18 protein-coding genes are annotated in these 18,863 nt (G+C 54.2%); 14 read left to right on the forward strand and 4 right to left on the reverse strand.

Translation table 11 applies throughout. The features are described 5' to 3' along the window. The first annotated feature begins 222 nt into the window (after positions 1 to 222). Both gyrA and MKX63_RS16705 read left to right on the forward strand, forming a co-directional pair. A complete protein-coding gene (gene gyrA, locus MKX63_RS16700) occupies positions 223 to 2,664 on the forward strand; it encodes a DNA gyrase subunit A (protein WP_341018438.1) in 2,442 nt (813 codons plus the stop codon). Positions 2,665 to 2,843: 179 nt separating this feature from the next. Further along, a complete protein-coding gene (locus MKX63_RS16705) occupies positions 2,844 to 3,287 on the forward strand; it encodes a MarR family winged helix-turn-helix transcriptional regulator (RefSeq protein ID WP_036732955.1) in 444 nt (147 codons plus the stop codon). 51 nt (positions 3,288 to 3,338) lie between these two features. Here the strand turns inward: MKX63_RS16705 and MKX63_RS16710 are convergent, their stop codons facing one another. Both MKX63_RS16710 and MKX63_RS16715 read right to left on the reverse strand, forming a co-directional pair. Further along, the gene (locus MKX63_RS16710) at positions 3,339 to 4,085 is read right to left on the reverse strand and encodes an RluA family pseudouridine synthase (protein WP_341018439.1); all 747 of its coding nucleotides are present in this window, start codon (positions 4,083 to 4,085) and stop codon (positions 3,339 to 3,341) included. A 3-nt stretch (positions 4,086 to 4,088) separates the two neighbouring features. After that, positions 4,089 to 4,952: a class I SAM-dependent methyltransferase gene (locus MKX63_RS16715; RefSeq protein WP_340979699.1), complete on the reverse strand. Its 864-nt coding sequence runs from the start codon at positions 4,950 to 4,952 to the stop codon at positions 4,089 to 4,091. A gap of 282 nt (positions 4,953 to 5,234) precedes the next feature. Between MKX63_RS16715 and MKX63_RS16720 the strand changes: the two genes are divergently transcribed. The 4 genes from MKX63_RS16720 to MKX63_RS16735 all read left to right on the forward strand — a co-directional run bounded on the left by MKX63_RS16720 (position 5,235) and on the right by MKX63_RS16735 (position 8,030). Next, on the forward strand, positions 5,235 to 6,050 hold the full coding sequence (locus MKX63_RS16720) for a helix-turn-helix domain-containing protein (RefSeq protein WP_341018441.1): 816 nt from the start codon (positions 5,235 to 5,237) through the stop codon (positions 6,048 to 6,050). A gap of 106 nt (positions 6,051 to 6,156) precedes the next feature. Beyond that, positions 6,157 to 6,522, forward strand: a complete 366-nt coding sequence (locus tag MKX63_RS16725; RefSeq protein ID WP_341018443.1) for a VOC family protein — start codon at positions 6,157 to 6,159, stop codon at positions 6,520 to 6,522. Between the two features lie 273 nt (positions 6,523 to 6,795). Next, positions 6,796 to 7,248 carry a flavodoxin gene (locus tag MKX63_RS16730; protein WP_341018444.1) on the forward strand — a complete coding sequence of 151 codons (453 nt, stop codon included), beginning with the start codon at positions 6,796 to 6,798 and terminating at the stop codon, positions 7,246 to 7,248. A 32-nt stretch (positions 7,249 to 7,280) separates the two neighbouring features. Then, positions 7,281 to 8,030, forward strand: coding sequence for a hypothetical protein (locus MKX63_RS16735; protein ID WP_341018445.1), 750 nt, complete (start codon positions 7,281 to 7,283; stop codon positions 8,028 to 8,030). Between the two features lie 225 nt (positions 8,031 to 8,255). Here MKX63_RS16735 and MKX63_RS16740 read toward each other — a convergent pair whose 3' ends face one another. Both MKX63_RS16740 and MKX63_RS16745 read right to left on the reverse strand, forming a co-directional pair. After that, positions 8,256 to 9,113, reverse strand: coding sequence for a GNAT family N-acetyltransferase (locus MKX63_RS16740; protein WP_341018446.1), 858 nt, complete (start codon positions 9,111 to 9,113; stop codon positions 8,256 to 8,258). 12 nt (positions 9,114 to 9,125) lie between these two features. Continuing rightward, complete coding sequence (locus tag MKX63_RS16745; protein ID WP_341018447.1) at positions 9,126 to 9,401, reverse strand: GNAT family N-acetyltransferase; 276 nt, start codon at positions 9,399 to 9,401, stop codon at positions 9,126 to 9,128. Positions 9,402 to 9,552: 151 nt separating this feature from the next. On the opposite strand from MKX63_RS16745, the gene MKX63_RS16750 reads away from it, so the two are divergent. From MKX63_RS16750 to MKX63_RS16785, 8 genes are all read left to right on the forward strand, one after another. Then, on the forward strand, positions 9,553 to 10,455 hold the full coding sequence (locus MKX63_RS16750) for an ArsR/SmtB family transcription factor (RefSeq protein WP_341018448.1): 903 nt from the start codon (positions 9,553 to 9,555) through the stop codon (positions 10,453 to 10,455). A 250-nt stretch (positions 10,456 to 10,705) separates the two neighbouring features. Continuing rightward, positions 10,706 to 12,463: an ABC transporter substrate-binding protein gene (locus MKX63_RS16755; RefSeq protein ID WP_341018450.1), complete on the forward strand. Its 1,758-nt coding sequence runs from the start codon at positions 10,706 to 10,708 to the stop codon at positions 12,461 to 12,463. 70 nt (positions 12,464 to 12,533) lie between these two features. Continuing rightward, positions 12,534 to 13,487 carry an ABC transporter permease gene (locus MKX63_RS16760; protein WP_341018686.1) on the forward strand — a complete coding sequence of 318 codons (954 nt, stop codon included), beginning with the start codon at positions 12,534 to 12,536 and terminating at the stop codon, positions 13,485 to 13,487. A gap of 13 nt (positions 13,488 to 13,500) precedes the next feature. Next, positions 13,501 to 14,424 (forward strand): oligopeptide ABC transporter permease, encoded by a 924-nt coding sequence (opp4C, locus tag MKX63_RS16765; RefSeq protein WP_341018453.1) that lies wholly within the window; start codon positions 13,501 to 13,503, stop codon positions 14,422 to 14,424. 12 nt (positions 14,425 to 14,436) lie between these two features. Next, entirely contained in the window at positions 14,437 to 15,420 is a 984-nt protein-coding gene (locus tag MKX63_RS16770; protein WP_341018456.1) for an ABC transporter ATP-binding protein, read from the forward strand. Continuing rightward, positions 15,413 to 16,378, forward strand: coding sequence for an ABC transporter ATP-binding protein (locus MKX63_RS16775; protein WP_341018458.1), 966 nt, complete (start codon positions 15,413 to 15,415; stop codon positions 16,376 to 16,378). The genes MKX63_RS16770 and MKX63_RS16775 overlap by 8 nt, the downstream gene beginning before the upstream one ends. A gap of 244 nt (positions 16,379 to 16,622) precedes the next feature. Then, on the forward strand, positions 16,623 to 17,231 hold the full coding sequence (locus MKX63_RS16780; protein ID WP_341018460.1) for a 50S ribosomal protein L25: 609 nt from the start codon (positions 16,623 to 16,625) through the stop codon (positions 17,229 to 17,231). Between the two features lie 201 nt (positions 17,232 to 17,432). Next, positions 17,433 to 18,764 carry a vWA domain-containing protein gene (locus MKX63_RS16785; RefSeq protein WP_341018461.1) on the forward strand — a complete coding sequence of 444 codons (1,332 nt, stop codon included), beginning with the start codon at positions 17,433 to 17,435 and terminating at the stop codon, positions 18,762 to 18,764. Positions 18,765 to 18,863: the final 99 nt, after the last annotated feature.

Genomic DNA, 18,863 nt, shown 5'->3' on the forward strand with positions numbered 1-18,863 from the left:
AGCGTCCGCCTTTGTATTTAGATTTCATCCGCTAAAGCGTATGAATTAGAAATCTAAATACAACAGCGGCCGGAAGTCCAAAATCACCGCAGTTACGCTCATCCCTTCTATTCAGATTACGATCTCGTTTTGAAGCAAATTGGTTGAATATCTCAGCGCCAAGCGTCAGAACATCAATCTTTAAAAACGCGGACAGAATGAGGAACAGAAGGTGAAGAGGATATGAGCAGTTTATCAGAGCAGTTTTTGCCGGCTTTTCTGGAAGAGGTCGTGGGTGACCGGTTTGGCCGGTATTCCAAATATATCATTCAGGACCGGGCGATCCCCGATGTGCGCGACGGGCTGAAGCCCGTGCAGCGCCGGATTCTGTATGCCATGTACGATTCCGGTAATACGCCGGATAAGCCATACCGCAAGTCAGCCAAAACCGTCGGTGATGTCATGGGTAACTACCATCCCCACGGAGACTCCTCAATCTACGACGGGATGGTGCGGATGGCACAGCCGTGGAAGATGGGGCATGTGCTGGTCGACGGACACGGAAACTGGGGTTCCATGGATGATGATCCGGCAGCAGCGATGCGTTATACCGAAGCGCGTCTGTCTCCGATTGCCATGGAAATGATGCGCGATATTGAGAAGCGCACCGTTCTGTTCAAGGACAACTTCGATAATACGGCCAAGGAGCCGGTGGTGGTTCCCTCCCGTTATCCGAACCTGCTGGTGAACGGGACGAGCGGGATCTCGGCCGGGTTCGCCACGGAGATACCGCCGCATAACCTGCGGGAAGTCATTGACGCTTGTATCGCTGTCATGCAGAAGCCGGACATTGCCCTGGAGGATATCATGACCTTCATCAAGGGGCCGGATTTCCCGACAGGCGGAACCATTATGGGCGGTGACGGCATTATGGATGCTTACCGCAGCGGCAAAGGCCGTATTTATCTGCGTTCCAAGACGGAGATTGAGAACCTGCGCGGCGGGAAGCAGCAGATCGTGATTACCGAGGTGCCTTTCCAGATCGTGAAATCACGGCTGGTAACCTCCATGGAGAACATCCGTCTGGAGAAAAAGATCGAAGGGATCGCGGAGGTCCGCGATGAGAGCGGCCGTGAGGGCCTGCGCATCGTGGTGGAGCTGAAGAAGGAGGCAGATGCACAAGGCGTCTTAGCCTACCTGCTCAAAAAAACCGACCTGCAAATCACCTACAACTTCAACATGGTTGCGATTGTTAATAAGGCTCCACAGCAGCTCGGGCTTAAAGCGATCCTTGAAGCCTACATTGCCCACCAGCGTGAAGTGGTTACCCACCGTACACGGTTCGATCTGGAACGGGCAGAGGACCGTGCCCATGTCCTGGAGGGACTGGTTAAGGCGCTGAACATTCTGGATGAAGTGATCGCCGCCATCAAGGCCTCGAAGAACCGCCAGGATGCCCAGAATAATCTGGTCTGGATGTTCGGCTTCAGCGAACGGCAGGCGGATTCCATTCTTACCTTGCAGCTCTACCGTCTCACCAATCTGGAGATTCATTCGCTGCAGAAGGAGCTGGATGAGATGCTGGCCCGGATTGCTGTGCTCCAGGGGATTCTGGACAGCGACAAGAAGCTGATCGCAGTCATCCGCAAGGAGCTGCTGGAGATTCGTGATAAATACGGGATGGACCGCCGTTCCCTGATCCAGGGCGAGGTGGAGGAGCTTAAGGTCAACATGGAGGTTCTGGTCAATGCGGAGGATGTACTGGTTGCACTCTCTGCGGACGGCTATATCAAGCGGACCGGCATGCTGTCCTTCACCCGCTCAGGCGGGGAGCGCCACTCTTCAGGGGTTAAGGATGGCGATCATATCGTCAAGCTGCTGGATCTGAATACCCGGGAGAGCTTGCTCGTCTTCACCCGCAAGGGTCAATACTTCCTGCTTCCCGTGCATCAGATTCCAGAGTTCAAATGGAAAGAGCCGGGGACGGCCATCGTCAACGTCATCGGACTGAATAAGGGAGACAGTGTCGTCAGTGTGCTGCCGGTCACCAATCTGGAGGACCCGCTGGCCAGTCTGGTCTTCATCACCCGCAAGGGCCAGGTGAAGCGTACCGAGCTCAAGGAGTACTCTACAAGCCGTTCCGGCGCCGTTGCCGCCTGTAAGGTGGCTGAAGGCGATGAGATCATTACAGTGGCGCTGAGCAGGGGTGACAAGGACATCGTGCTGGTCACCCGTGAAGGTATGAGCATCCGTTTCCGCGAGAATGAAGTGAATCCTATGGGCCGGGTGGCCACAGGAGTTAGGGGAATACAGCTTCGTGAAGGCGATGAGGTCGTCTCCTGCTTCTGGGTCAGTGAGGATGAAGGCGAGATTCTGGCTATATCCGACATCGGCTATGCCAAGCGTTCCCTGCTGGTGGATTATCCTTCCCAGAGCCGCGGAGGCAAAGGGATGCCAACCTTCGAGTTCAAGGAAGGCAAGCGTGTCCGCCCGAACGGCAGCAGACTGGCAGGCGCATTCTATTGCAAGGAGCCGCTGGAAGTGACCGCCATCACCCAGAGCGGCGCGGTACATTCCTTCTCTTCCGAGTCCGCGCCGATTGCTGAACGCCGTTCTACAGGCAAGCAGCTGGTTGCTGTCGAGAAGAAGGACGAGATCGCGATTCTTTTTCAGGCCGTCAAGTAAAAACATAATACCGCATGGAATGGCGCGGGCAGCTCTGGAGTGACGGGCTGCCCGCGCTTTTATTTAGGGGGGAATAGCTGCAGATAAGATTTTATTTTTCGTCCTTGAAGGATTTGGAATTTTTCTGGCGAAAAAGTAAATATACCGGATAGAGATCCGCAGGAAAGGAAGGAATAAGTGTGCACTCCACTGAATTCAGTAAAATCTGGCATAAGATATTAAAGGACTATAAGCTACATATGGACAGCAAGCTTGCCCCTACACTGACTGATGCCCAGCTAACCGTACTGGAATTGCTGCAGGAGCGTGATGCGATGAAGCCTTCTGATTTGGCCCCTCATCTGGCGACCAGCCCGGCGGCCGTGACGATGCTGCTTGACCGGATGGAGAAGCATAATCTGATTGTCCGTGAACGCGATGCCTCGGACCGCAGAATTGTCTGGGTGAGCATCACCGAGACTGGCCAGCGGGAGACGCTGCGCGGACTCAAGGTCCGCAGTGACTTTTTTGCAGAAGCGCTGGACCCCATTTCCTCCCATAACCAGCAGCTGCTGCTGTACCTAATGGGGAAGATGGCGGTTGCCCCGGCCGTGGATGATGCAGCTTCGGTACAGTCCGTATAAGCACCAACTGAGAACCTATATATAGGATAACGCAAAAAAGCAGGCTGTCCGTTAAAGGATAGCCTGCTTTTGAATTTGCGGAGTCCATAGATTCCACGGATAGCAACGGGGAGGCAGGGAGAGCAGCTCGACTTCCTCTTTGGTCACCGGATGCGGGAACCGTGTGAGTGCAGACCATAAGGCAATCTGCTGCCCCGGTCTGTTCACGGCCGCGCCGTACTTCTGATCTCCATAGAGCGGACAGCCAACGTTGCTGAGCTGAACGCGGATCTGGTGGGAGCGGCCGGTCAGCAGGTCAATCCTCACCAGCGAATAGCCTTCTGCGGTACCAATCACGGTATAATCAAGGATCGCTTGCTTGCCGCCCGGCGTTCCCTCCCGGACTGCCTGGACGGTATTGCTCTTAGGGTCCTTCAGCAGGGTATGCTCCAGCCGGCCCTCTGCGCCCGGAAGCTGACCATGCACCACCGTCAGGTAGACCTTCTGGAAGGCGTGGGTGCGGACGCTCTCGGATAGCCGGGAAGCTGCCTTCGAGGTCTTGGCGAAGATCATCGCACCGCCTACAGGCCGGTCCAGCCGGTGAACCAGTCCCATGAAGACGTTGCCCGGCTTCGCATAGCGTTCCTTCACATCCTCCTTCAGGAGGGTCAGGAGATCCGGGTCGCCTGTAGCATCCTCCTGAACGGGGATATTGACAGGCTTCACAATCCCGAGCAGATGGTTGTCCTCATATAGAATCTCGAACCGGGAGGGGCTGCTGCCGGACTCTCCTGCTGCGCCGTTATTCGCTGCGGTCATGGCTCACGCCTCCCAGCGGCCCAGAATCCCGCAAGGCAGATTCATGCCGGAGGCTGTAATCGGCAAGCCGATCTCACCGGAATTCAGCTTGCCGCCATAGCGCTTGCCCATGGTCATCGACAGCATGTTGCGCAGTACGGTTGGCGAGATGCCGGTCGTGTAGGAGTTAATCAGCATGAATAACGGACGGTCGCTCATAATCTCCATACAGCTCTCCAGGAACGGATAGAGGCTGGATTCGAGCTTCCACATTTCTCCGCCCGGCCCTCTTCCATAGGACGGCGGGTCCATAATAATGGCATCATATTTGCTGCCGCGGCGCTGTTCGCGCTGGACGAATTTGAATACATCATCGGTAATGAAGCGTAGCGGCTTGTCAGCCAGACCGGACAGAGCTATATTCTCCTTGGCCCATTGAACCATGCCTTTGGCTGCATCGACATGCACGACAGAGGCTCCGGCACTTGCTGCCGCAACAGTGGCTCCGCCGGTATATGCGAACAGGTTAAGTACGGAGATCGGCCGGTTAGCCGCAGCGATCTTGTCCATCATCCAGCGCCAGTTGGCCGCCTGCTCCGGGAACAGTCCGGTATGCTTGAAGTTCGTCGGGCGGAGGTGGAACTTCAGCTTGCCGTAGCTGATCTTCCAGTCCTCCGGTATCGTCTTCTTCATCTCCCACTGACCGCCTCCGGCGGAGCTGCGGTGATAATGTCCGTGCACATCCCGCCACTTGGCGCTCTCGCTGGCCAGCGGCCAGATGATCTGCGGGTCCGGACGGCGCAGGATAATATCGCCCCACCGTTCGAGCTTCTCCCCGCCCCCGGTATCGATCACTTCATAGTCTTTCCAATCACTGGCTATATACATTATTAATCCATCCTTCAAAAAGTCATTTAGCCTTTATTGTACAACATTTAAGCCCGCAGCTACAAACAAAATGGTTGCAAAGCTGCGACTATTCCCAGTGTAGCCAACAAGCAGCAGGCGTATAATATTACCAGGAAACGCAGGACAGATCATTTTGCAACATAATCATTCGATAAGCATGGGGCGTAGTCCACTTGGAAAAGCATGCGTTCTGGCACTTCCTACAGAGATTGTGTATGATCTGAATACAAGGTTACAGCAAAGGAAGGAGGCTGCACTCGGATGTATAATCTTTCGGCGCTGTATCATCCGATTACGGCCAATCCGGCCGGAGGCGGCGAGTATCTGCCGGGCAGGCTGCTTCAGCCTTATATCCGCTGCTACTGGGGATCAGGAGCACAGCCGCCGCCGCAGCGGACGGAGACCATCATACCAGACAGCTGCATGGACATCATATGGGAATGGGATGAGCGGACAGGGGAGTCCAGCGGGATTTTCTGCGGGATTAACGACACTCCGTTCGAGACAGGACAAGCAGCACAGCCTGTGCCGGTGCAGCGGTTCGCCATCCGGTTTCATTTCTGGGCCGTTCATCTGTTCGTAGACGAGCCGCTGACGGAGGTGCTGAATGTGCATGTTCCGGTGGAGTATTATTTCCGGACCTTCCGTAAGGAGCTGGGAGACAGGCTCCAGCATATCCGTACCATGACGGAGCGCATCGCTGCTGCTGAAGACTTCCTTCTGCGGAGATTGGAACGGGGAAACCGTACCAGTGACGGGATGATGAATGCAGTCCACAGGCTGCTTACTTCACGCGGAATCATGACAGCAGGGGCGCTGGAGAGCAGCTCGGGCTTAAGCAGCCGCCAGCTTGAACGGCTGTTCCGGCAGCATATCGGCCTTCCGCCCAAAAAGGTGGCCGATCTGATCCGCTTTCAGAATGTCTGGCTGGATCTGTACCGTTCACCGCAGACGAAGGGCGTAATGCAGGATATAGTGTTCACCTACGGGTACAGTCACCAGTCCCATTTGATCAACAATTTCAAGAAATTCGCGGGCAAAACTCCGCTGGATGCGCTGAGCCATGCCCGGCGCTGATGTCGTTTTTTTGCAATACAAGCCATGCAGACAGAATTACAATGAGGATAGAACGGCTGACACCAGCCCGGACACATCACAAGCGAGTGAAGGGAAGGATATCATTATGATCACAACATTTGACGGCATCAATCTGTACAGCAAAAATCCGGCGGCACTGGCGGCATTCTACTCAGAGGTGCTAGGCATTCCAGTTCCATTCGAGGGCTACGGAGAATCTGACGGCGCCAAAATTGCTTTTGAACGCAGCCAGCCCGGCATCATTATATGGAACGCAGCCAAATGGGAGAATCTGACGACAGGAACTGTTAATCTGGTGTTCTCCTGTGGCAGTCTGGACGAAACATATGAGCAGCTGAAGGCGAAAGGACTGGATTGCCATCCCCCGGCAACCATGGAGTACGGCGGTAAAGAAATGAATTTCCGTGATCCCGACGGCAATGGCATTACGTTGCTGGAAGGCGGATATTAATCGTTCCACACATCATATGACAATAGAATTACTGAGCGTCAGTACCGGGCAGAAGTTATGTCCTGGACTGGCGCTGTTTGTGTTATGCGGCAAGGATGCCCAAGGTACGAACAGAAGCCCTTTTTAAGAACAGAAGCCCTTTTAAATGTTGACAATGATAATCATTATCAAATAGAATGGGATTAATACAGCGTAAAGTAAGCAAGACGCGGTCGGCTTAGGGGACCGGATATAGAGAATATATTTCATTTGTACCTTGGGAGGATTAAAGTCATGGCTAAAGTGCTAGTGGCATATGCCAGCTTGACCGGCAATACGGAGGAAATCGCTGAACTGATTGTGGAAGGAATACGCGCGGCAGGCGGAGAGGCGGTACTGAAATCGGTTACCGACTGCAATGCGGATGAGATAAAAGCTTATGGGGCTGTACTGCTGGGTGCGTACACCTGGGGAGACGGCGAGCTGCCGGATGAATTCCTGGATTTCTATGAAGAGCTGGATGAGCTGGATCTCAGCACCTGTAAGGCAGCGGCCTTCGGAAGCGGAGACACTGGATATGAGATCTACTGCGGGGCGGTGGATCAGATTGAAGAGAAGCTGAAGGAGCGCGGGGCCAACATTGTGCAGCCCAGCCTGAAGATTGAATACGGTCCGAATGCAGCGGAGAAAGAGGCTTGCCGCACCTACGGACGCCAGTTCATCGAGACCTGCGCGGCGGTCTCTTAAGGATGGGCGCGGCGGCAGGAGACTTCACAGAAATGAAGCCGGATGCTGAAGCTGGCCGGTTCAGACGTCTGAATGATTACCGCATGGAGCATATCATGCTGGGCGGAGCAGAGATGACCGGCAGCGGAGCTCCTGCTACCGGACTTCCCCGCTGGAGACAGCAGGTTCAATATGCAGTCGGACATACGCTTAATGACTTCTACAGTCTCCGGCCCGAGGTGCGCCGGGAGACGCCGGTCCAGTTTCTGCTGGAGCGGCGCTGGCCGCCGAAGGGCAATGCTTTTCCTTCTCTGATGCATTACTGGGATGTCAAGCAGGCGGTGGCCGATGAGCTGGTGCGGATAGTCGCAGGCAGTTTCGCCGGAGAGATTCCGGTGATGCGTTTCGAGCAGTGGCATGTTCCTGTCCGGGAGCTTGAGATTGAGCTGGCGGTGATTTTTCAGCTGGCCTGGAATTCGGAGCTTACGGGGCGCAGTCTGAATATACAGAAATTCATGGTACACGCTGACCAGCAGGTAATTACCGGATTTCTGCATATGGCGAATGTGTTCTGCCATAAGGCTTACGGGAAGCCGGCGGAGACGATCGCTATTTACTCACTATTGGATGGCCGCAGGCAGCTGTACGACGGAGCAGACATGCCTCTTCAGGAGTCGCTGGATTATGTGCGCCTCTTGTCTGTCTTTCTGGAGCGGGAAGAGCAGGCAGAGGGATGTGTGAAATGCAGCAACCGCCGCAGTGACCGGGATGAAGCCCAGGTGCGGGGCTACGGGCTGATGTAGAAGCAGACGATGAATTAAGAGACTATGCTAAAAAAGCATCTCCTCCAGGGTCATTTGACCGTGAAGAGATGCTTTCTGATTGTTTAGGAATTGTATGTGGAAAACAGCATACAATCGGGCGGAGGCGGGGCCTCGGGTTATAATGTATGCGGAAAACAGCATACATTGTGCTGCCGCGAAGGCGCACAGGCCCAATGTATGCTTCTTGAAATACTCCTTTCCAGGCTAGCTGTTCAAAGGATAGGTGTAATAATCCTGCTGGTTGAGCACGACGAATCCGCAGCTCTCATAGAGCTTCAGAGCATTCGGGTTATCGAGTGCAACCTCCAGATTCACGCCGTTATAATTCCGCTGCTCCCGCTCGATGGTCTGCATGAGCGCGCTCCGGCCAATACCTAGCCCCCGCAGCTTCTTGTCTACCACAAATCCGTAGATCCAGGTCTCGTTGTCCTCGGACCACAGCCGCATTTTGCCGGCAGGCTGGCCGTTGAGCTCAATGATAATATGCTCCTGGGAGCCTTCCTGTTCGTGCTGCACATACATTTCAGCGGCGTCTTCCTCCGTCATCTGGAATCCGTCACAGTCGAAGGCGATGAGCAGCGGGGTCTCCTCCGGGCGTGCAGGCCGGAGCAGTACATTGCCAGAGGCCGAGCTGGCCTCTGAGGCTCTGACCTTGCTGCCCGCACCGTCCCACTTCATCTGAAACTCCGAATGGCTGAAGGCAAGCGGCAAGGTCTTCAGGTAAGCATGGCCTGAGGCTGATGCGGCAGGGGTGTTCAACAGCAGCGTTTTCACTTTATCCTGCCTGATGATAGCCTCTGCCTGCTTCCAGAGAGCGCTGAAGATGCCCCGGCGGCGATAGCCTGGCCGGACCATGCCGCAGACCTCCATATCACCGCCGATGCCGTACAGGCCGATGAATCCGGTCAGCAGCTCCTCTTCATAGGTTACCAGGTATTTGGCACCGCCTGCTTCTCCGGGATGCCGGAGCATGTCCCAGTTCAGCTTCAGGGCAATGCCCTCATATTGCTCGCAGCGCTGCTGCAGCTCTTCAATCTGTTTCAGTGTATCTGTATTCGTCAAACGTTCTTCCTCCTATTTGAGCACATCCTTGTATTCCGCGTGCTTCTCGAATTGATGGGCCGCATACGGGCACACCGGTTCAATCTTGACCTTCTGCTCACGGGCCAGGTCAACGACCGCCCGCACGAGCTTTTCTCCCGCGCCCTGACCGCGCAGATCCTCCGAGACAAAGGTATGGTCAATCACCAGATTCCCTGTGTTCTCTTCCGTTCTGTATGTAATCTCGGCCAGGTCTTTTCCGTCACCAGCGATATAGAAACGTCCTTCTCCCTTTGCAATTGTCTCCATCTTATAACCTCACTCCATTCCGGTAATGTGCCTTTATTTTACTACCCTGTCCGGCAAAAAGCGAGAAAGCGAAAGAAGGATCAGGGAATAATATGATATGATTATGGCACTAACGCTGTAATGGCAAGAAGTTGCATCAGGGGGTATAGACATGGACTACAAGGCAGAGGTTCATTTTCATCCGGTATATGAATTAATAAGCAGCATACATACGTTCATCTGCAAGAAGGGGAGTAAAAAGATCGATCTCGGCATGTCCTGGGCGGCGGAGGTGTCACGCCGGCTTAGCCCGGAGCTGCTGGTAGCATTAGAGGAGACGGAGCTGGATAATGATTGGAAGCTGTTTAATCTGCTGGTCCATCTGTGCCCTGACAAACAAAGTGTGGGCACTGTGCTGGACTGGCTTGGCGGCTTGTCCGTTGGGGAGATGTACGAGACACTTGGCGGTCATGTCAGTCAATTTCCTGTCCAAATGGAGCTCTACCGCAGCCGTATGGTCTTCCTGCTCTCGGAGTGGAACCGGCAATACTTCAGCAGTTGCAATCCGGTGATCATGGACAAGCTGCAGCAGCATACGGAGGAGCGGAGGGGGATGCTGACGGGCAGCCCGGTTGCCGAATTTGTGAATAAGACAACGAACGGATTCTATTTCTTGCCGGGCGGCGGTCTGCGCAGGCTGGTGCTGATTCCGCAGTTTCATTTTCAGCCGATCAATATCCTGTACAGCTACGGTGACCTGACCCTATGTCATTATGCCGCAAGAATCCAGGTGCCGGAAGAAGAGATTTCACTGGCCATGCACCGGACACTCCGCAGTCTGGGCGAGAAGAGCCGTCTCCGAATTCTCAAATCGCTGGGCGGCGAGCGCAAATCATTCACGGAGATTGCCAGAGAGGCAGGTCTGTCGAAGGGGATTGTTCATGACCATATTACCAGCCTGCGGAGTGCCGGTCTGCTGAATGCTTATATCGAGGGGGAGAATGTCATTGCGTACAGTCTGCGGCTGGAGGGCATTCAGCAGATGAACGAGCAGCTGTCAGCTTATCTGAAATAACAGCGCACAGCTTGTATTCTCAGCCTTACTTGAACGTTTAACCGGAAGTCAAAATCTTCTCAGCAAAAGAGAAGATTTTGGCTTTTTTTGCTGTGATTCACCAAATTAATTCTTCTGTTGGAGAATTTTTTTGGAGTTCTCTATTTACAGAACAGACTTTACTTTCTATAATGTGAACTATCGGTCTTTATTCATACTTAGTGGGTAGGAATTATTAGAATTTATAAATTGTGAGAAAAGAGATGATGTTATGAGAAAAAGTACGTTTGTGTTGTCCTCATTATTCCTGGCAGCTTCGCTGTTGCTGTCCGCCTGCTCCAATAACAGTAGCCCGGAAGCAGCATCCACAGCCACTCCTGCCAGCTCTGCTCCGGGCGGGGCTTCAACCAACTCAGCAGCTAGTTCGGCCCCAGAGGTTGTGCCTGCCGGTGCGCTTAGTGAGCCATTTACTGCAACCGACCTTACGAAGCTGCCCGCAGCCGCCCAGAAACGCACCGATACCATCATCGTAGGACTTACCGATCCCAGCGGAGCCTTCACGCCTTATTTTCAGGAGAGCGGTTATGACGGCAATGTCTCCTCACTGCTCTATGCATCGCTGGTGACGGTGGATGACAAGGGGGTGCCAACACCGGAGCTGGCCGAGAGCTGGGAGGTGTCGGACGATCAGCTTACATATACGTTCCATCTGCGCAAAGATCTGAAGTTCAGCGACGGCTCGCCGCTCACGGCTGAGGATGTGGCGTTCACCTGGACTCTCCAGTACGACAAAGCCTATGACGGCGGCTCTTCGCTACCCTCGCTGAAGGTGAAGGGCGGCGAGGCTTACAAGGCCGGAACGGCCAAGACAGTTGAGGGCATCAGGATTATCGATCCGCAGACCCTGTCTGTTACGCTGGAGCAGCCTAATGCTACGGCGCTGGTGACTCTGGGCTCCAATGTGCTGTCTAAGGCCTACTACGGTAAGGACTACAAATTCGGCCAGCTCGAATATATCAAGAAGCTGCATGAGAAGCCGCTGGGCGATGGCCCATATACGCTGGAGAAATTCATTCCCGGACAAGAGGTCCGGCTGGTCGCCAACCCGAATTACTTCAAGGGCAAGCCTAAGACAGAACATTTTATCTACAAAACCACCTCAGGGGATGCCTGGCAGTTCCTTGAGACGGGTGAAGTGGACTATGCTTCTTTTCCTGCAACAGAAGAAAATATCACGAAGCTGAAACAGCTCGGTTACGTCAATATTCTCCCGTATACCCCAAGCACTTATGGTTATATGCAGGTTAATCTGAAGCATGAGCAGCTCAAGGATAAGCGGGTCAGACAGGCGATTGCCTATGGGCTGGACCGGCAGAGCATCTATGTGGACGCGGCTGAAGGCGCGGGTGCCGTAGCTAACATTCCTGCTTCGCCGATCTCTTGGTCTTATACAGAGGAAGGCATTAACCCTTACAAATATGATCCTGAGCAGGCGAAGAAGCTGCTGGATGAAGCCGGCTGGACCGTAGGGGCAGGCGGTATCCGCGAGAAGGACGGCAAGCCGCTCAGCATCCATTATCTGGCCAGCAAGAGCAAGAGCTCCGACATCTTCATCGCGGTTGCCAAAGAGAACTTCGCAGCGCTTGGCATTGACTTCCAGCCGGAAATCTTCGCCGACTTCAACTCGCTTGTCTCCAAGACAGAGAGCGGGGACTATGATCTCGTCTCCTTCTCCACCAGTATGCTGACCGATCCGGCGGATGGCTTCATGCAGTTCTTCGACGGTGAGATCACGGACTATGACAATCCGAAGTTCACTGAGCTGTACAACAAAGCGCTGGCTACGACGGATATTGAACAGCGCAAAGCAGTCTATAAAGAGCTGTATCAGCTATTCAACGACGAGCTGCCGGTCATTTTTACCAATTACAAAAAAACGGTATACGCCTATAACGGCCGCATTGAGAATCTCTCGGTCAGCCCGTTCATCGGTCTTGCCGGCAGTCTGCCTAACTGGACTCTGAAATAACGAATTGTTCATCTCCTGTCTGTGTCACATGGTAGGGGCAGGCAGGAGGATGAAGCCTAAGGAGCCATTCATGAGCGCTTATCTGACTAAAAGAATGCTGTATATGCTGATCATCCTCTTTGCGGCTTCGCTGCTGATCTTCTGCCTATATGCCCTGACGCCGGGGGATTTCATTACCGGAAACATCAAGCTGACGGCAGAACGCAAAGCGGAGCTGCGGGAGATCTACGGCCTGAACAAGCCGGTGCTGGAACGCTACTGGACATGGATGAGCCATGCCTTCCACGGGGATTTCGGATATTCACTTGCCCAGCAGAAGCCGGTGCTTCAGCTATTTGGCGATTATATCTGGAATTCTTTTTTGCTGGCGGCTGTCTCTACCTTCCTCACTTGGCTTATCGCGGTAATTATCGGTGTCATCTCTGCTTATAAGCAATATTCCTGGTTCGACACGCTGGTGATGATTGCGATCTTCGCTGCCATGTCCTTGCCGTCCTTCTTCATCGGCCTGTTCCTGATCAAGATTCTGGCTGTGGATCTGAAGTGGCTGCCGCCGGGCGGGATGACGACTACGGGCAGCACCGCGGCAGGATTTGCCTATTTCAAGGAAGTGGTGCAGCATATGACGCTGCCGGTCATTGTAATGACGCTGCTTGGACTGGGTTCATTAACCCGCTACTTCCGCAGCAATATGATTGATGTGCTCAAGCAGGACTATATCCGGACGGCCCGTGCAAAAGGGCTCAGGGAGCGGAAGGTGCTGTTCTCCCATGCGCTGCGCAATGCCCTGCTGCCGGCAATTACGCTGGTTGGCTTTGAGCTGCCTGCCCTGTTCGGAGGCTCGATTATTATCGAGCAGATCTTCAACTGGCCGGGGATCGGCCAATTGTATATGAAGTCCTTCGGGTTAAGGGATTATCCCTTGCTGATGGGCTTTACCATGTTTCTGGCTATTCTGACCGTCATAGGAACCCTGCTATCGGATATTCTGTACCGGGTGGCTGATCCGCGTGTCCGGTTATAGGAGGGGAGTTCTCATGGCAACTGATCTCAGTGTGAAAAAAATGGAGGGACCCCGCTCCAGCCTGCGCAAATCCTCCCTGCTGCGGCAATCCTTGCGGAGGCTTATGCGCAATAAGCTGGCCGTTGCCGGGTTCGCGGTGGTTGTTTTTATGTTTGTGTTATGTTTCATCGGCCCGTTCTTCTCACCTTATACGGATAACAAAATCAACATGGCTTTCATGAACAAAGCCCCGAGTCTGAAGCATTGGCTGGGTACCGATGCGCTGGGCCGGGATATTCTGACCCGGGTGATGCAGGCCGGACGCATATCCCTGACCGTAGGTCTTGCTTCCATGCTGCTGTCTGTATTTCTGGGGGCGCTTCTGGGGGCGATTGCCGGTTATTACGGGGGGCTGCTGGATCAGATCATTATGCGGATTGCCGATCTGCTGATGACCATTCCCGGTCTGCCGCTGCTGTTCATCTTCGGTGCATTGCTCTCGGAATGGAAGATTCCGACGGATTACCGGATGTATATCGTCATGCTGATGCTCAGTATTGTGAACTGGCCGGGGCTGGCAAGGATGGTAAGGGGCCAGATGCTGAGCCTGCGGGAACGTGAATTCATGCAGGCGGCAGTGGTGCTGGGACTGCGCGACCGCAGGAAGCTGGTGCATCATCTGCTGCCTAATATTGTTCCGCTGCTGATCGTTATGGCTACGCTGAATATCGGCGGTGCCATTCTCAGCGAATCGGTGCTGAGCTTCTTCGGCCTGGGGGTTATGCCTCCTACTCCGACCTGGGGGAATATGATTGACGCGGCGAACAATATTCTTGATTTCCAGAACCGGCCATGGCTGTGGATTCCGCCGGGATTGTCGATTTTTGCCACAGTGATTGCGATTAATATCTTTGGTGACGGCCTCAGAGACGTCCTTGATCCTAAACAGAAGAGGTAGGTGGCCAAATCGATGGAGCCTGTAATGAATATAGACGGTCTAAGCACCGAATTCTTCACGGAAGAAGGCACCGTTAAGGCGGTGGATAACGTCAGCTTCAAGATCGGCAGAGGTGAAACAGTCTGTATTGTCGGTGAATCCGGCTGCGGGAAAAGTGTCACGGCCATGTCGGTTATGGGCCTGGTGGAGGAGCCTGGCGGTAAAGTCACCGGGGGGCGTATCGGTTTCCAGGGAGAGGATCTGCTGCGGCTGGACAAAAATCTACTCCGCAGCATCCGCGGCCATGAGATTGCGATGATTTTTCAGGAACCCATGTCCTCGCTTAATCCGGTTATGAGAATTGGCGAGCAGATTATGGAGCCGTTGTCTGTTCATCTCCGAATGAACAAGAAACAAGCCCGTGCCCGTGCGCTTGAGCTGATTACCCAGGTGGGGATATCCCGTCCGGAACAGATTATGGCCAGCTACCCGCATGAGCTGAGCGGCGGTATGCTCCAGCGGATTATGATTGCCATAGCGGTCTCCTGCAGCCCTAAGCTGCTGATTGCCGATGAGCCGACCACGGCGCTGGATGTGACGATTCAGGCCCAGATTCTGGACTTGCTGCGCAGCCTCAAGGAAGATTCCGGGATGTCGATCCTGCTGATTACGCATGACTTAGGGGTTGTCGCCGAGATGGCGGATTATGTGATCGTGATGTACTCCGGGCAGATCGTGGAAGAGGGCGGAGTCGTGGAGCTGTTCCAGAATCCGCAGCATCCCTATACACGCGGGCTGCTGAAGTCGAAGCCTGTGATGGGCCAGCGCCTGGAGGAGCTCTATTCCATTCCCGGGCAGGTGCCAAGCCCGCTTGAGCTTGCCCCGTCCTGCTACTTCCATGACCGGTGCGGGCATTGTATGCCGGTCTGCCGTACACGGCAGCCGCTGCTGAAGGAGACCGGCCACGGGCAGAAGGTCTCCTGCTGGCTGTATGAGGAGGCGGAAGTCTATGTCTGAAGCGCTGCTGGAAGTGAAGCATCTGAAGAAATATTTTCCGGTGAAGCAGGGCCTGCTCGGCCGCACGACAGGAAATGTGAAGGCTGTAGACGATGTCAGCATCATACTCCGGCCGGGTGAGACCTTCGGCCTGGTCGGGGAATCGGGCAGCGGCAAAAGCACCGTAGGGCGCACCATTCTGCGCTTGACGGACAAGACAGACGGGGAGGTCCGGTTCAAGGGTACAGACATTCACAGCCTGTCTGCTGCGGAGATGCGGCTGATCCGGCCGCAGATGCAGCTCATTTTCCAGGACCCGTATAGTGCCCTTAATCCCCGGATCAGGGTCGGCGATGCCATAGGTGAAGCGCTGCTTGACCATGGGCTGTGTTCAAAGGCTGAGGTCAGAAGCCTGGTGCTGGAGGCGCTGGAGGCCTGCGGGTTATCCGCATATCATATTGACCGTTTCCCGCATGAATTCTCCGGCGGCCAGCGCCAGCGGATCGGGATTGCCCGGGCGCTGATCCTGAATCCGGACCTGATTGTTGCAGATGAGCCGGTGTCGGCGCTGGATGTGTCGATTCAGGCGCAGATCATCAACCTGTTCAGCAAGCTGCAGCAGAGCAAAGGGCTGGCGTACTTATTCATCTCCCATGATCTTAGCGTGGTAGAGCATTTATGCACCAGAATAGGTGTGATGTATCTTGGGTCCATCGTGGAGACTGCCGCCAGGGATGAGTTGTTCCGGCATCCGCTTCATCCTTATACGAAGGCGCTGCTGTCCGCTGTTCCGGTGCCGGTTCCCCGGCTGAAGCGGGAACGCATCGTGCTGACCGGAGATATTCCAAGCCCGGCGAATCCGCCGTCCGGTTGTAAATTTCATACGCGCTGCCCATTCGCCTTGGAGGTCTGCAGAGCGGAGATTCCACTGTTGCGTGACGCTGGCGGCGGGCACTTGGTGGCCTGTCATTTAGCGTAATCATTTATAAATATGGATCTTGCTTGAAAATTACCCTATTTTGACTTGTTTATTTCCCGGTGCTATACTGATTCCATAGCAGGCAAATATGGTTAATAAGAGACTGATTAGACATAAGAGCTAATTGGTCTTGTTTTTTAATGCAGCTATGCTGACACTACTTGGCGTACGCCGCCCCCGGGCGACTTGCCCGGCTTCTGGACGAAGGGCGTAGCGCTCAAAAAAACTATTAGGAGGAAATATCATGAATACCACAGTACGCTTGACTGAAAGATCCGGATCGAACGCTTCCCAGCGCAGCAAAGGTTTTGTACCGGTTGTAGTTTACGGTGCAGGTTCAGATACCCAGTCCTTCTCAGCAGATGCCAAAACCCTTAATGATATTCTCGGCAAAAACCCGCGTGCCATCCTGAAGGTGGAATTCCCGGGCTCCGGCTCGAAAAATGCAGTTATTCAGGAAGTACAGCGCCAGCCGTTATCCCGTACCCTGCTTCATGTAGATTTGCAGCAGATTGATATGAAGGCAGAGCTGGACACCAAGGTGGCCTTCAACTTCACAGGCGACCCTGCCGGCGTCAAGAGCGGAGGCGTGCAGCAGATTGAGCTGTATGAGCTGGACATCCGCACCCTGCCGGACAAGCTGGAAGCTACATTTGATGTAGATATCAGCGGCCTGGAGATCGGTGATCAATTGCTGGTATCCGATCTGCCGAAGCATGAAGGCTGGGAGATTCTTACCCCTGAAGATACACTGATCGTACGGATCTCGCCTCCGCTCGTGATGGAAGAGCCGGCTGATGAAGCTGCCGCTCCAGCAGAGGAAGCAGCCGAAGCAGAGAAGTCTGAAGAATAAGACAATTCTGGCTGCAGCCATCGAATCGCTATAAGCAGAGCACTCCGCAGATAGCCTGAGATAACGGATGCGCTGAGAGTCATAGTCTATTGATCAACCAGGAGCAGACATATCCTTAGCAGGGAATGGTCTGCTCCTTTTTGCAAAAATGGAGTCTGGTACATCCTGGAAGTACATATGAGAGAGTAGGAGAGTGCATTCATGAATCCTAATATAATCAAGCTGGTAAGCGGCTCCAATGCGAAGCTGGACGAGGCTTCCACCCAGGCAACCGTGAAGATATCCTGCAGCAGTTCCCCGGCTATTCTGGATATCAGCTGCTTCATGGTGGGCGAGAACGGGAAGGTACCGTCCGATGATTTCTTTATCTTTTATAATCAGCCAGCTGATCCCAAGCACACGGTCGTATTCAATCCTATCGATAAATACAGCGGGGAGTTTGCCATTGATCTGCGTGCACTTAGCGCCTCGGGCATTGATAAATGCGTCTTCGCCGCTACGCTGGATGGCCCCGGAACCTTCGCCGATGTCAGAGGCTGCAGAATCAGCGCAGCAGGGAAGGATACGGAGCTGGTCTATGAGATTATGGAAGGCAATGCCGAGACCTCGCTCGTGCTGGCAGAGCTGTACCGCCACGGCGGGGGCTTCAAGCTGCGCGCGGTCGGACGGGGCTTCCATGGCGGACTGAAGCCGCTGGCGGAAGCGCATGGGGTCGAGGTGGAAGACGAAGCGCCGGAGAGCGGCAGCGGAGCACAAGCTCAAGCGGTGTCAGGCCATACGGAAGCAGCGGCTACCTACAGCGGACCGCCTAAGGATACAGTTCAGGAGGAGGCTCCCCGGCCGGCACTGAATTTGACGAAGATTGACCTTCTGAAGCAGCAGGTTGGAATTTCACTGCGCAAGAAGAATCTCGACCAGGAGAAGGCAAGGGTGGCCGTGGTGTTCGATGCATCTGGCTCTATGGCGCAATTATATGCGAAGGGAGTCGTGCAGCGGGCTTTTGAACGGGTGCTGGCTGTGGCGGCTAAGATGGATGATGACGGGATGCTGGATGTCTGGTTCTTCGCCACCAAGAGTAAGAGAATGCCGAGCGTGAATGAACATGGCTATGAGGATTATGTGAAGCGGACCTATCCGGGACCGAAGATGTTCGGGGGACTGGGCATTGGAAATAATGAGCCGGTGGTTATGGCGGATCTGATCAAGAAATACACGAAGGAGGAGCCGGGCGACCTGCCAGTCTATGTGGTGTTCTTCAGCGACGGAGGTATCTATGAGACGCCCAAAATATCGAAGCTGCTGATCCAGAGCTCGAAGCATAATATCTTCTGGCAGTTTGTAGGGCTGGGCAATGCGGATTATGGTGTACTCCGTGAGCTAGATGATCTGCAGGGCCGTTATGTGGATAATGCCGACTTCTTCGCGCTGGATGATCTGGACGAGGTTAGCGATGAGGACCTGTATGACCGGCTGTTCAACGAGTATCCGAAGTGGCTGCGTGAAGCCCGGCAGAAGGGCGTTGTGCGTTCATAGAATAGAGTATAGAGAGCAGACCCGAAGCCGGGGAAGGGCTGGGGTCTGCTCTGTTTTTTGATGCATGCGTGGGGGGGAGAAGGCGCGGCTGCGGGGGAA

The sequence above is a fragment of the Paenibacillus sp. FSL R7-0179 genome, assembly GCF_038002265.1.
Taxonomy (GTDB): Bacteria; Bacillota; Bacilli; order Paenibacillales; family Paenibacillaceae; genus Paenibacillus_AQ.

Coding starts and splice junctions, on each gene's coding strand:
- gyrA (WP_341018438.1), top strand. CDS start 223: ATGAGCAGTTTATCAGAGCAGTTTTTGCCGGCTTTTCTGGAAGAGGTC.
- MKX63_RS16710 (WP_341018439.1), bottom strand. CDS start 4,085: ATGACCGCAGCGAATAACGGCGCAGCAGGAGAGTCCGGCAGCAGCCCC.
- MKX63_RS16715 (WP_340979699.1), bottom strand. CDS start 4,952: ATGTATATAGCCAGTGATTGGAAAGACTATGAAGTGATCGATACCGGG.
- MKX63_RS16720 (WP_341018441.1), top strand. CDS start 5,235: ATGTATAATCTTTCGGCGCTGTATCATCCGATTACGGCCAATCCGGCC.
- MKX63_RS16725 (WP_341018443.1), top strand. CDS start 6,157: ATGATCACAACATTTGACGGCATCAATCTGTACAGCAAAAATCCGGCG.
- MKX63_RS16730 (WP_341018444.1), top strand. CDS start 6,796: ATGGCTAAAGTGCTAGTGGCATATGCCAGCTTGACCGGCAATACGGAG.
- MKX63_RS16735 (WP_341018445.1), top strand. CDS start 7,281: ATGAAGCCGGATGCTGAAGCTGGCCGGTTCAGACGTCTGAATGATTAC.
- MKX63_RS16745 (WP_341018447.1), bottom strand. CDS start 9,401: ATGGAGACAATTGCAAAGGGAGAAGGACGTTTCTATATCGCTGGTGAC.
- MKX63_RS16750 (WP_341018448.1), top strand. CDS start 9,553: ATGGACTACAAGGCAGAGGTTCATTTTCATCCGGTATATGAATTAATA.
- MKX63_RS16755 (WP_341018450.1), top strand. CDS start 10,706: ATGAGAAAAAGTACGTTTGTGTTGTCCTCATTATTCCTGGCAGCTTCG.
- MKX63_RS16760 (WP_341018686.1), top strand. CDS start 12,534: ATGAGCGCTTATCTGACTAAAAGAATGCTGTATATGCTGATCATCCTC.
- opp4C (WP_341018453.1), top strand. CDS start 13,501: ATGGCAACTGATCTCAGTGTGAAAAAAATGGAGGGACCCCGCTCCAGC.
- MKX63_RS16770 (WP_341018456.1), top strand. CDS start 14,437: ATGGAGCCTGTAATGAATATAGACGGTCTAAGCACCGAATTCTTCACG.
- MKX63_RS16775 (WP_341018458.1), top strand. CDS start 15,413: ATGTCTGAAGCGCTGCTGGAAGTGAAGCATCTGAAGAAATATTTTCCG.
- MKX63_RS16780 (WP_341018460.1), top strand. CDS start 16,623: ATGAATACCACAGTACGCTTGACTGAAAGATCCGGATCGAACGCTTCC.
- MKX63_RS16785 (WP_341018461.1), top strand. CDS start 17,433: ATGAATCCTAATATAATCAAGCTGGTAAGCGGCTCCAATGCGAAGCTG.